At 34.8% G+C, this 12,339-nt stretch carries 16 protein-coding genes; 9 read left to right on the top strand and 7 right to left on the bottom strand.

Features of this window, described 5'->3' with window-relative positions; genetic code table 11:
* Positions 1–46 precede the first annotated feature (46 nt).
* Together ACMZ42_RS04385 and ACMZ42_RS04390 are read left to right on the top strand one after the other, a co-directional pair.
* Positions 47–1,309, top strand: a complete 1,263-nt coding sequence (locus tag ACMZ42_RS04385) for an erythromycin esterase family protein (RefSeq protein WP_415730725.1) — start codon at positions 47–49, stop codon at positions 1,307–1,309.
* A gap of 169 nt (positions 1,310–1,478) precedes the next feature.
* Positions 1,479–1,637 (top strand): DUF1540 domain-containing protein, encoded by a 159-nt coding sequence (locus ACMZ42_RS04390; RefSeq protein ID WP_082172635.1) that lies wholly within the window; start codon positions 1,479–1,481, stop codon positions 1,635–1,637.
* A 44-nt stretch (positions 1,638–1,681) separates the two neighbouring features.
* Here the strand turns inward: ACMZ42_RS04390 and ACMZ42_RS04395 are convergent, their stop codons facing one another.
* From ACMZ42_RS04395 to ACMZ42_RS04405, 3 genes are all read right to left on the bottom strand, one after another.
* On the bottom strand, positions 1,682–1,927 hold the full coding sequence (locus ACMZ42_RS04395; protein ID WP_370077188.1) for a group-specific protein: 246 nt from the start codon (positions 1,925–1,927) through the stop codon (positions 1,682–1,684).
* 228 nt (positions 1,928–2,155) lie between these two features.
* Complete coding sequence (locus ACMZ42_RS04400; protein ID WP_402874361.1) at positions 2,156–3,250, bottom strand: sensor histidine kinase; 1,095 nt, start codon at positions 3,248–3,250, stop codon at positions 2,156–2,158.
* On the bottom strand, positions 3,241–3,966 hold the full coding sequence (locus ACMZ42_RS04405; RefSeq protein WP_415730726.1) for a response regulator transcription factor: 726 nt from the start codon (positions 3,964–3,966) through the stop codon (positions 3,241–3,243). Before ACMZ42_RS04405 ends, ACMZ42_RS04400 begins: the two co-directional genes overlap by 10 nt.
* A 157-nt stretch (positions 3,967–4,123) precedes the next feature.
* Here ACMZ42_RS04405 and ACMZ42_RS04410 point away from each other — a divergent pair, with 157 nt between their 5' ends.
* The 4 genes from ACMZ42_RS04410 (at position 4,124) to ACMZ42_RS04425 (ending at position 7,283) form a co-directional block, all read left to right on the top strand.
* Entirely contained in the window at positions 4,124–5,047 is a 924-nt protein-coding gene (locus ACMZ42_RS04410; RefSeq protein ID WP_370077181.1) for an ABC transporter ATP-binding protein, read from the top strand.
* The gene (locus tag ACMZ42_RS04415; RefSeq protein ID WP_370077179.1) at positions 5,040–5,738 is read left to right on the top strand and encodes an ABC transporter permease; all 699 of its coding nucleotides are present in this window, start codon (positions 5,040–5,042) and stop codon (positions 5,736–5,738) included. Before ACMZ42_RS04410 ends, ACMZ42_RS04415 begins: the two co-directional genes overlap by 8 nt.
* Before the next feature lie 22 nt (positions 5,739–5,760).
* Positions 5,761–6,633 carry a DUF4097 family beta strand repeat-containing protein gene (locus tag ACMZ42_RS04420; RefSeq protein WP_415730727.1) on the top strand — a complete coding sequence of 291 codons (873 nt, stop codon included), beginning with the start codon at positions 5,761–5,763 and terminating at the stop codon, positions 6,631–6,633.
* 107 nt (positions 6,634–6,740) lie between these two features.
* Positions 6,741–7,283 carry a histidine phosphatase family protein gene (locus ACMZ42_RS04425; RefSeq protein ID WP_415730728.1) on the top strand — a complete coding sequence of 181 codons (543 nt, stop codon included), beginning with the start codon at positions 6,741–6,743 and terminating at the stop codon, positions 7,281–7,283.
* Positions 7,284–7,415: 132 nt separating this feature from the next.
* On the opposite strand, the gene ACMZ42_RS04430 is transcribed toward ACMZ42_RS04425, so the two are convergent.
* Positions 7,416–8,057 carry an SIMPL domain-containing protein gene (locus ACMZ42_RS04430; protein WP_415730729.1) on the bottom strand — a complete coding sequence of 214 codons (642 nt, stop codon included), beginning with the start codon at positions 8,055–8,057 and terminating at the stop codon, positions 7,416–7,418.
* Between the two features lie 121 nt (positions 8,058–8,178).
* Positions 8,179–8,481 carry a YunC family protein gene (locus ACMZ42_RS04435; protein ID WP_049663111.1) on the bottom strand — a complete coding sequence of 101 codons (303 nt, stop codon included), beginning with the start codon at positions 8,479–8,481 and terminating at the stop codon, positions 8,179–8,181.
* Positions 8,482–8,673: 192 nt separating this feature from the next.
* Between ACMZ42_RS04435 and ACMZ42_RS04440 the strand changes: the two genes are divergently transcribed.
* Together ACMZ42_RS04440 and ACMZ42_RS04445 are read left to right on the top strand one after the other, a co-directional pair.
* Positions 8,674–9,855: an NAD(P)/FAD-dependent oxidoreductase gene (locus tag ACMZ42_RS04440; RefSeq protein WP_415730730.1), complete on the top strand. Its 1,182-nt coding sequence runs from the start codon at positions 8,674–8,676 to the stop codon at positions 9,853–9,855.
* A 19-nt stretch (positions 9,856–9,874) separates the two neighbouring features.
* Positions 9,875–10,762 carry an RNA polymerase sigma-70 factor gene (locus tag ACMZ42_RS04445; RefSeq protein WP_415730731.1) on the top strand — a complete coding sequence of 296 codons (888 nt, stop codon included), beginning with the start codon at positions 9,875–9,877 and terminating at the stop codon, positions 10,760–10,762.
* A 57-nt stretch (positions 10,763–10,819) separates the two neighbouring features.
* Here ACMZ42_RS04445 and ACMZ42_RS04450 read toward each other — a convergent pair whose 3' ends face one another.
* Positions 10,820–10,942, bottom strand: coding sequence for a hypothetical protein (locus ACMZ42_RS04450; protein WP_256469487.1), 123 nt, complete (start codon positions 10,940–10,942; stop codon positions 10,820–10,822).
* 290 nt (positions 10,943–11,232) lie between these two features.
* On the opposite strand from ACMZ42_RS04450, the gene ACMZ42_RS04455 reads away from it, so the two are divergent.
* Positions 11,233–11,970 carry a polysaccharide deacetylase family protein gene (locus ACMZ42_RS04455; protein ID WP_370077169.1) on the top strand — a complete coding sequence of 246 codons (738 nt, stop codon included), beginning with the start codon at positions 11,233–11,235 and terminating at the stop codon, positions 11,968–11,970.
* Positions 11,971–12,072: 102 nt separating this feature from the next.
* Here the strand turns inward: ACMZ42_RS04455 and ACMZ42_RS04460 are convergent, their stop codons facing one another.
* Complete coding sequence (locus ACMZ42_RS04460; RefSeq protein WP_370077167.1) at positions 12,073–12,330, bottom strand: hypothetical protein; 258 nt, start codon at positions 12,328–12,330, stop codon at positions 12,073–12,075.
* Positions 12,331–12,339: the final 9 nt, after the last annotated feature.

The raw sequence follows: 12,339 nt of genomic DNA on the forward strand, positions 1-12,339 counted from the left end.
ACCAATAGGGCGATAAGGAATAAACTTTTAAGGGAGAATTTTATAAATGGTATTTGTTAAAAAGAGCTTTTTATTAATTTCAGCATTATTTCTTTTGTTATCTCTAGCGGGATGTGGCAAGGGAGAAGCCGTTAAGGATGCTTCGAAATATACATCCGCGGTTGAAGATATCGATATTCCAAATGATGTGAAAGTAATTGGTTTTGGAGAAGCAACACATGGAAACGTTGAATTCCAAACATTAAAGAAGGATGTATTTCAGGCTTTAATTAAAAATGAAAATGTTCGTGTTTTTGTATTAGAAGGAGATTTTGGTGGCGCTCAGCAAATTAATCAGTTTATTTTAAATGGTACTGGCACAGCTGAGGAAGCGGTAAAAGCTTTGGATTATGGTATCTATAAAACGGAGCAAATGATTGAGTTTGTTCAGTGGATGCATGATTATAACATGGCTGCAGATGAGAAAGATAAAATTTATTTTTACGGTAACGATATGCAACGCTATGATTATAGTAAAAAAGGGTTACTAGATTATTACGAAGTGGTTAAAAGTGAAGGCGCTAAGAAATATAAGGCACAGCTAAAAGATGTAACGAATAAAACAATGAGAGATTTATCAACTAGTAAGCTAGAGGAGCTTGATAAAAATATTGATGCAATCATCAAGGATTTGCAAACTAATAAAGAATCTTATGAAAAGCAATCCTCGAAAGAAGCATATTTATTTGCTGCTCAATATGCACAAATCATCAAGCAACGAACGCAATTATTTTTAAATGACAGCAATTATATGAATCTTCGTGATGAATATTTAGCGAACAATTTACAATGGATCGTTGATTTTGAAGCGTCTCAAGGTCATGATAAAGTACTAATGTCTGCTCATAATGGACATATAGAGAAGACTTCTGCTAATGTGGCAGGATACAAATCTATGGGTCAATACTTAGACGAAGTGTATAAAGATGCGTACTTTGCCATTGGGACTGACTTTGTTAACAATACGTTTCAGGCACAAAATGGGTCAGGCGAAAGAAAAAATTATACAATTAAGCATCATAATGCTTTAGTAGACGCCTTTAGTGAGGTCAAGGACAATATTTTCTATGTAGACTTTAAAAAGGCTAATGAATCTCAGGAGTTAGCTGACATCGTAGCAAAAGAACAAAGAATGGGCAATATCGGCGATGATTTTAGCTTTTGGTACAAGTTCACACAGATGCTTTATACGATTAAAATGACACCTGCTGAGGCATATGATGGCATGATAATTGTTCAAGAGGCAACACCAACAAAGGTTATTGAATAATGCGCGAAAAAAATGCTATTACCTTCATGTAGGTAATAGCATTTTTTGGAATTATGGATGAGTTTCTTTACCAGAAGCCAGTAAACATCCATATACTTCTGTTTCATTACACCTTCTGTATTGAATACTTCAATTTTGTTAATGATAAAAAAGAGGAGGTGTGGAAACAATGGCACAAGAAATTCTTTGTGAAGTTAATAACTGTACATTTTGGAACTCTGGAAACAGATGTGGTGCAGAAAAAATCTATGTTGTAAGTCAAAAGGGACAACAGGCATCTAATAGTGAAGAAACAGATTGTAAGACATTTAATCCTGAAACGCATTAGATAGTAAGGGTAACCATATAAATGGTTACCCTTTTCCAATATCTTTATAAATAGACATCGACTTTTACCTTGCTAAATAAAAGCGCATGAGCATTCTTCACTTTTTCCTCTACATAATCTAATGAATACTGTCCATAGGAATCTGTTAAATCACCAATAGCACGAGATAAATTATCAATAACGGGAATCAAGGTTTCTAAGTGAGTAAGTTCTTCACCTTTATTCATTTCATCAGTAATTTCATGAGCAAGATGTTGAATCTTTCTTAGTCGCAATTTTTCAGATTGCATGGAATCCTCCTTATTGAACCGATTTATGATGCTTTAATATATGTCAAACAATACGATTTCATGAATGGTTCTGGCAGGCCTTCAAGTTGATCGGGCTCGCCCCGAAAGTGATCGGGTAAGCCTCAAAAGTGATCGGGTCCGCCCTGAAAGTGATCAGGCCCGCCGAAGAACTGCTCAAGTCCAACAACTGACAACTCGGGCGACATCCAAAAGTGTTCAATTCCCATATTACTTTTTAGGTAATGTAATAATAAACGTTGTCCCATTAGAAGGTTCGCTCTGTACTGAGATAGTGCCGTTATGAGCTTGAACGAGTTTATAAACAATCGCCATGCCCAGTCCAGTACCTTCAGAAGAAGATTCTGTAGTAGTTCCTCGATAATATTGTTGGAATATATTGTCCATCATGTGTTGAGACATACCTATGCCATTATCCACAATGTGGATTTCTACATGCTCTGCCCTGTTAAAAATCTGTGTATAAATATCTGTATTAGGTGGATTGTGGATAACGGCATTCATAAGAATGTTTTGTAATATGCGTTGCATGAATTTTGTATCAATGTCAATGTTTATAACAGATGTATCAGTTTTAAAATGCAATATATAGTCATTGGCCTGTGGATTGTTGCTTATATTGGCAACAATTCTTTTTGTGAAATCCACAATATCCTGATTTGTTTTATGCAAGGGTAACTGACCGTCTGTATTATTAAACTGAATGACAAGACTTAAATCTTGAATAAGTTCCTCCATATGCTTGCCTTTATCTGCAATCTCTTGAATAAAGGAACGAGCTTCCTCCTTGGACCAATCGTATTGATCGTTTAATAGTAGGGTAGAGTAGCCTGTAATATACGTTAATGGCGTTTTTAAATCATGGGATATACCGGCAATCCATTCTTGTTTTGCTTGTTCAACCTTTTCACGTTCTGTTTCAGCAGCTTTTAATTTTCCTGATAAGGATTGTAGGTGTTGAAGTACCTCTTGATATAACATATAACGCATACGGAGCTTTCCTTTGCGTGTATAGATTTTAGATAGTCCAACAGGTTGTGTATAGTTTTCCTGTGATAGCTGATGGATCCAAGACATTATAAAACCAAGAGGACCCCCGAAATACCAGCCAAATACAGCGATACAAACAATAGTGCTGAATCCGAAAATCCATGCGACTAGTAGACTCTGATAAGCTTCACTAACAGATTTTTTAAAGAGTGGGAGAATACCTTCGAGTCCGATCACAATACAAATTCCACTCAAAAGCATCCACAGAATAATCCCCAATGCAAGATGTAACGTAAATCGAGTGTTTATTCGCATAGTGAATCCTCTTTCGGTGGAATGAATTTATACCCAATGCCCCTTAAGTTCACAATTATTTTAGGTTTACGCGTATCATCCCCAAGCTTTTTCCTTAGCTTCGAAATATGAATCGTGACGGTTTTCTCCTCACCATATACATCATTTCCCCACACGAATTCGTAGAGCTGTGAAGTTGTAAAAATACGATTTGGATTTTTACAAAAGAAATGCAGTAGCTCTAGCTCTTTAGCCGTACATTCGACGAGCTGATTGTGAACGGTTAATGTTGCAGATTCAGGATTAAGAGCAAAATAACCGAAATCAAATTTTGTAGTCTGCTGTTGTTGAGCACTTTCATACATTTTTTGACGTCGAAGGATGACCTTTATTCGAGCGACGACTTCTAAAGGATTAAAAGGTTTTGTAATATAATCATCTCCGCCAATACCCAATCCCGTTAATTTATCAAAATCGGTAGAGCGAGCACTGACAAAAATAATAGGTGTATTTGTATGCTTGCGTATTTCTGTGCAAAGTTCAAAGCCACTTATATCTGGTAGCATTATATCGAGCAAAATAATATCGTAATTCTTGTCTTTTACAAGCTGTAGTGTACTTTTACCTGTTGAAGCAGTATCAATATTGATAAAGTTTTCTTTCCGTAACGTAATTTCTAATAATTTTAAGATACCAATCTCATCATCTACGATTAGGATTTTTTCAGCAGTTTCCATTTTTATCCCTCATTTCAATTTCATCATAACAGCTTCTGATTTTTATATCTTTACTATCTTGAAAAAATTACTGTCATTTTCCATCGAGTTTACTTTGATTTTACTTTCGTTTATTAAGCTTAATGTAACGAATTCAAAATGGTAAGGAGCACATAACATGGAAACTGTTATTCAACTACATCAATTAAGTAAGAGCTTTAAAGGAATCGAAACCGTCTCGAATGTCAATATGAATGTTAAGAAGGGAGAGATTTATGGGTTTTTAGGTCCGAATGGGGCTGGAAAAACAACGATTATGAAGATGATTTTAAATTTAGTAAAACCAACTTCAGGTGAAATTAAAATATTGAATCAATCCATTTCTACTACTTCCTATCAATACTTAAGTAAAATAGGCAGTATTATCGAGTACCCGGAATTTTATGACAGGCTAACAGCGAAGGAGAATTTAGAGCTTCACTGTGAGTATATTGGAGTTTATGAAAAAGGAGCTACCGAAGAGGCATTAGAGATAGTAGGTCTTAATGGTGTTGAACATAAAAAAATACATGAATTTTCTCTAGGAATGAAGCAAAGATTAGGTATCGCACGTGCCATTGTTGCTAAACCAGAAATTCTTATTTTGGATGAGCCGATAAATGGTCTTGATCCAATAGGTATTAAAGATATTCGAGAGCTCTTGTTATATCTAAAGGAGAAGCTTGGAATCACTATATTAATATCAAGTCATATCGTGTCAGAAATTGAATCAATAGCAGATACAATTGGCATCCTTCATCATGGGAAATTATTAAAGGAAGTAAAAATGGACGATATTCGAAAAGAGAACATGGAGTATCTGGAGATTAAAATAGACGATGTGAAAAAAGCGATTCATGTGCTAGAGAACAAGTTAGGAATTCGAAAATATGAGATTGTCAATCAACATTGTATTCGAATTTTTGAACATGATATTTCTCAATCTCAAATTAATAAAGAACTTATATTCAATAATATTACTGTCAATAGCATTGAAAAACAGCAACAGCATTTAGAAGAGTATTTCTTAAACCTTATTAATGGAGGGAATCAAATTGCTTAAACTATTAAAACTTGAATGGAAAAAGAATAGTATGTCTAGCTATTTTAAAGGCTTAACCATTTGTATTATTGGAATTTTTGCGGCAGTGGCACTTATGGCAGTTGGTTCTGCAGATGAAAAGATGTTTCAAGATTATACAGATTTTATGTCTTTGACAAATATATTAATTCGCATTGTTTTTATCATTTTTTCGAGTGTAATTCTATCTCGTTTAGTCATTGACGAATACAAAAATAAGACGGTTCAATTATTATTTACGTATCCATTAAAAAGGAAAAAAATTATTTTTGCTAAGCTGTCTTTAGTTTTCGGATTTTGTTTCTTTAGCATTATCATTGCGACCTTAATGATGAATATCGCTGTTTATTTTTTAAATCCAATGATGAACTTCTTTGAATCTCCTGTTGAGATACAGGATATGGTAGCTACTATACCGTCTACTTTTATCATTGCTTTTATGATGGCTGGGGTAAGCTTAATTCCTTTGTATTTTGGTATGCGAAAAAAATCAACAGCTGCGACAATTACATCTGCTGTTTTAATTGGATTTTTGATTAATGCAACGGTTTCAAATGGGGATACATCTACAAGTTTATCTCAATTTATCATTGTCCCAACAATAATGTGTCTATTAGGGCTTATTATCGGCTATCTGTCCTATTATAAAGTCGACAAAGTAGATTTAACTTAAAAATGAGAAATGAGGATGTAAAGTGAAAAAAGCAATCATAGCCTTAATATTCGTTATTGCGGTAGGAGGAATATTCTTCACTCTTAAAATCAATGGAGAAAAGAGCATCACTGAAGAACAGTCCTTTGATGTTGAGCAAATAGAAGAACTAGAACTAAACATAGAGTCCTGGAATATAGCATTAGAAAATACAGAATCTGATAAACTAACAATTGAATTTGAAGGTAAGCAACAACAAAAGCAGCAAAGCAATCCTGTTGAAATTAAGAAAGACGGAAATAAAGTAAAGGTACTTCAACAAGACACTGAAAAAGGGGCTATGAAAAACTTTAGCTTTGGAAAAAAAGATACTATTCACATTTATATCCCTAAAAATGCAGTGAGTAAGATTGCATTAAAAAATAGTTATGGTGATATCAAAATTAACAACATTGAAACAGAAGAACTTTCGATTTCAACGGATTCTGGCGCTAAAATCATTAAAGGACTATCGGCTGATAAAGGTACAATTACATCAAAAGATGGTGAATTAAGTATCGTAGACAGTTCTTTAAATGAATTAACGATAGCTGCTACAAATGGTGATAGCTATATTACTAGGGTCAACAGTCCGAAAACGAAAATTACTTCGACTAGCGGTGAAGTCTTAATGAAAGAAATCAGCGAAGGAAAAGCACTATTTGTAGAAACGTCTTCAGGGGATATTACAATCTCATACAAAGAGGCACCAAAATCATTAGGGGTTATAGCGAACAGTGAATCATCTGACATAAGCGTGAATTTAGAAGGTTACCAGAAAGAAAAACATACGGAAAACCAAAAGAAAGGTAAGATTGGTGATGCATCAAACGAATTGGAACTAATTAGCAAAAGAGGTATAATAACCGTAAAATAAAAAACTTACAATCAGTGAGGTTAATGCATAATGTTAAGACGAGAACTTGTTTCAAAAGTAGCGGATAATAATGATCGGTCCTCCATATTTCCTCTAGGAGGTTAGAAATGGCTAAACATATCTATGTAATAAGGCATTGCGAAGCCAAGGGACAGTCACCGGATGCTTCTTTAACAGAACAGGGCTTTCAGCAGGCTGAAGTTTTAACAGAGTTTTTCGCTGACAAAAAAATTGATCGAATTATTACTAGTCCCTTTTTACGAGCAATTCAAACTATAGAACCGCTAAGTAAGAGGGAAAATATAAATGTTGAAATTGACGAACGCCTTTCAGAACGCATATTAAGCACAAGTGATTTGCCCGATTGGTATGAAAAACTTCGAGCAACTTTTACCGATATGGAGTTAAAGTTTGAGGGTGGAGAGTCAAGTAATGAAGCGATGGAACGTATCGTTAACGTCGTTGAGGAAACTTTCAAAAGTGAGTCTGAACATACAATTATCGCTAGTCATGGAAATATAATGACCTTACTTTTGAAAAACTATAATAGCGATGTTGACTTTCAATTTTGGACACGTCTAAGTAACCCAGATGTTTTTCAGTTAAGTGTTAAGGATCATGAAGTGACTCTAGAACGTATATGGGAATGATAAAAATAAATAGCCTCCTATTCAGTAAAAGTTCGATGTCACTAGTTAAAACGTATTCAGTGTGTAAGTTGATTGGATTGGAGGCTGCTTCAATAACCTCAAGAGCCTTCAGGTATGAGGTAGAAGGCTCATTTAATATTGAAACTTCACTCTGACATTCGCATTAATAGTAATTTGACCTTGTTCTATAGGTGTAGAAATGGTGGAATCAACCGTCGCCATTGATCTATATAGGACAGGTCCAGTTTCATGTTCCTCAATGATTTCGATTGGCTGGGGTTGGATGGGCAAATGCATCGTTTCAGCAATTGTTTTGGCTTTCATTTGGGCATTATGAAGAGCTAAGCTGAGTGCCTGCTGGTAGTATGCATCCGTATTTTCAATGTTAAAATGTATAGAGGAAATGCGGTTTGCACCATTTTGCACAGCTGTATCAATGACTGAGCCAACCTGATTTGTATCAGTTACTTTAACGGAAATGGCATTTGTCACTTCATAGCCATTAAAAACTTGTTTACCATTTTCAAATTCATAATGAGGTGCAATATTGTAGCCTGCCGTTTGGATATGTTCTTTTGGGATATGAAGAGCTAAAATGGATTGTATGACACGATTCATAATCATCGCATTTTCCTGCTGTGCATCTTGTACATTTTTCGCTTGTGTACTTACCTCTACTTGAAGCTGGACATAGCCTGCTTTAGCCATTACTTTTCCGGTTCCAGTCACAACTATGACATGGGGAGTTTGCTGACTAACATTTGTATAATACATAGAATACCACCTTTCAAAAGGCTCATACTATGCAAGATGAAATCGTTCAATTGAGTTTTATAATGAAGAAAAAGCGCCTAGTTTAATGCTTTGACGCTTTATTTATATCCAAAAATATCGATTATACCATTTTTAATAATGCCTCTACGCCAGACATTCCTTCAGTAATACCAAGTTGATGCGCTTCATATGTCACGGATTCTAATGGAGCCGTCAATAGCTCATCAATTGTTTTCACACCAACTGCTCGACCAGCAATAATCTTCCGGTCTGCTAAGCGGTCATTTAATAGACCAACATCTAAAGCCCCACACATAATGTAGCCCGTATCATTTGAAATTGTCAGCAGTGTTGTTTTTGGCAATTGAACAACTACTGCAGTGAAGAAATGGCCTTTAATCATAATAGGCTCAATTATTACCATCCGAAATCACTCCTTTTCTCTATATACATATGGCGATAGATAAAAAGGTGTTCGACTTTTCATTAAAAATTATTTGTTACCTAAAACGAACGACGCAAATGTATTATCCTCGATCATAACTTTTAAAAACCTTATAAATGATGTCACAACCGATTAAGTAAATTCGTTATAAGGAAAAAAGGAGGAGTTATGATGAAGAATATTGTCATTGTAGGCGGGGGTTATGCTGGAATAAATTTATTAGAGGGATTAAAAAAGGAATTTCAAGGTCAAATCGGAAAATCAGTAAGAGTTATTTTAATTGATAAAAATAGTTATCATTTAAAAAAAGTATTACTTGTTCGGGCTGCGACAAGGGATATAAATTTGAAAATACCTTTTACCGAATATTGTCAGAACGGGATTGAATTTATTCAAGGGGAAGCATTAGCTCTTCAGAAGCAAAATCAACAAATTACTATTAAGATGGAAAACGAGAAAACTATAGATTTACATTATGATTACTTGGTGCTGGCATTTGGAAGTGTAATTAGAGAGATATCTAAAGGTTTTGGTGGAATCACTTTAAAAGATAAGCAGAGCTCCATAGAAATAAGAGAACAACTATTGTCACTGATGGAATCATTTAAAGCCTTGGAGAAATCACAACAAAACCAAAGTTTATTTAAGGTAGCTGTTGTAGGTGGAGGAATCGCAGGTATTGAAACAGCTGCTGAAATTGCTGTGTGGTCTAAAGAAAAGTTGGCAGAAGCAGGTGTTAATCCAAGTTTAGTGGAAGTTTTACTTTTTGATGCAAAGGATCGACTTTTACCAGAAGCACCTGTGAAAGTAAGTGAGAAACTCGTCAACCATCTTGAAAATATTGGGGTAGTCGTCAAAAATGAAACAAGGGTTTCTCATTGTAAAGATGGTCAGTTATCTACTAATGATGGCCAAAAATATTCTGTAGGAACTTGTATCTTTAATCCTGGGGTAGAAGCAAATCCAATCATTTCTAGATTAGGTTTACCTATCTCAGAAGAGCATCGAATTATTGTTAATCATTTCTATCAGGTTAAAGATGAGGAACATATTTATTCCATTGGAGATTGCGCATTAGTAGTAGATTATAAAAATAATCTTCCAGATGGTATGACATGTAAGGAAGCTATTCCACAAGCGACAAGGCTAAGTAAAATATTGAAGGCATCAATAAACCAAACACCAGTGAACATATTACACGAGTCATATCCCGTAAAATTCTTTTGTATTAGTTTAGGACCAAATAATGGGTTTGTGTGGACACGAAAATGGGGGCTTGATTTTACGATAACTGGAAAAATAGGTGCAAGAATAAGATACTACACTTGGGAATTAGCAAGTCTTCAAAAATAAACAGCTTATGAGGTGAGCAATGGATAATGAGTTAATAAGTCAGTTGTATAAAGAGTATAAATCACTGCTTTTTTCAATTGCCTATCGCATGACAGGTAGTGCATCAGATGCCGAGGATATCGTACAGGATGTATTTGCGCAGATAGGGAAAACCAGAGTAAATCATATGGACAATATAAAAGCTCTTTTATGCAAGATGGTGACGAATCGTTGCTTGGATTTGTTAAAGTCTTCAAGGAAAAAAAGAGAATTATATACGGGAACATGGTTGCCTGAACCTCTAGCATTACATGAGAATGATCCTTTGTTTACTATTTTAAATGATACGAGTATTTCACTAGCAATTATGATTTTGTTTGAGGAACTAAATCCAATTGAGCGGGCTATTTTTATTCTGAGAGAAGTTTTTGAGTATGAGTATCCAACAATTGCTGCAATCGTTGATAAAAGTGAGATAAATTGCAGGAAAATTTTAAGTAGAATAAAAAAGAAATTACCTGAGCTAGTTAGAAAAAATAGTATAGTTACAGACAAGTTGGAAATAAAAAATACAGTGACTGTTTTCATGTCTGCTTTTCAACAAGGAAAGGTCAAGGAGCTTGTTCATATTTTAAAAGAAGATGTTGTTTATTATGCAGATGGTGGAGGAAAGGCTACAGCTGCATTACATCCTATTTACGGTCGTGAAAAAGTTTTCCGTTTATTATCTGCTCTTTTTCGTAAGTTTGAAAATAATGAAGAAAATTATACATTAGAATTGATGAATATTAATGGTACAACTGGCTTAGCATTAATACTCGAGAATAAAATTCAGGCAGTAATTGGCTTCGAAGTTGGACATGGACAAATCGAAGCAATTTATTATATGGTAAACCCTGAAAAGTTAAGATATGTTGCTGAAAATTGATTTATACGTAAAAAGTCAAAAGAATCAACCCGTATCATATGAGTTGATTCTTTAAAATTATTTTGTATAAGAAAGCATAGCTGTTTGCTTGAAATTTTTTAACGCAACCGTTGCCTCGTTTTTAGTTTTATACTCGAACATACGATAAGTATTTTGTTCAAAAACTGTAATAATCCACATAATGAAAGATCCCCTTTGTTGTTTTTTTTGTATTATAACAGATGATGGGATGATTGATTTTTTCTTGCGTTGTTATATATCAGTTATGTCTTTTATTTTACATCAATTAGTGAAAAAAGAAAGTACTTTGTGAGTGTTTTCACATTTCGTTCAAAATATAACAGGAAATTTAATTTTTTTGAAATAGTTAAGAGGAGAAAACAGCCAAACCTTCACAAGTATAATTCAATGTAATTCGTAAATAGTAAGTTGACGGAGTTATGTGAATTAGAAATTGGGAGGTGATGCTTATGACACGTAAATATATATTGGTTTTATCCCTTTGTTTTTTAATTATATCGGTATTTTTTACAGGGCTGACAACTTATGCGGATAAAGGTCGACCTTATTATGAGGAGACAGGGGAAGTTGTGTGGGATATTAACACAAAAGACAAAATAATTGCTCTAACCTTTGACGATGGACCTCATCCCAAATATACCGCAGCTATTTTAGATTTATTGGCAAAGTATGATGCAAAGGCGACGTTTTTTGTTATTGGAAAAAATGCAGAAAAATATCCAGACCTTGTTTTACGATCTTATTCTGAAGGGCATGAGCTGGCCAATCATACGTATTCACATCCGTTTAAAGCTTCCGTAGCTGAATTACAGGCACAACTACGTAAGACAAAGGAAATAATTTATGGTATTACTGGATTTGCACCAGTTTTGTTTCGTCCTGTAGGTGGTTACTATAATGATCAAATGATCAATTCTGCTGTTAAGGATGGATACAAAGTAGTTATGTGGTCTTGGCATCAGGATACTCAAGATTGGAAACAGCCAGGAGTTAACAAAATTATCCAAAAAGTGATGAAGGGATCGAAGCCTGGAGATGTTATTTTGTTCCATGATGGAGGCGGAGATCGTACGCAGACCATTAAGGCGCTGGAAGAAATCTTACCAGAACTTAAAAAACAAGGTTATACATTTGTCACAATATCCGAGTTGATTAAAAGCAAACAACAACAAGAGCAAGTGCAATAAGGAAAAACAAGCCATCTCAGCAACATGAAATGGCTTGTTTTTTTCCCCGATGACAGTAAGTCTTTCATCGCGCAGCGGATAGTATAATTAGTCATTTCAATATTACCAAAATAGTAGTGGTGCTAGGGCAATTCCGGCAACTGCTCCAAGTGCGATACCAACTCCAAAACCGGCTCCTGGTCCTCCCCAACCCCAATAACCTAAACCATAACCGCCAAATCGTCTATCAGGTTGAATCCATACCTGTCTTCTATCCACCCTAGTTATTTCTCCGTAATGTACTCTGCCACCTCGTTCTTCAATTCTTACACGTTTACCATGATATTGACAACAAAGATTATAAGTATTAGCTGGATTCACAAACTATCC

The sequence above is a fragment of the Lysinibacillus sp. NPDC056185 genome (genome assembly GCF_047737915.1).
Lineage (GTDB): Bacteria > Bacillota > Bacilli > Bacillales_A > Planococcaceae > Lysinibacillus.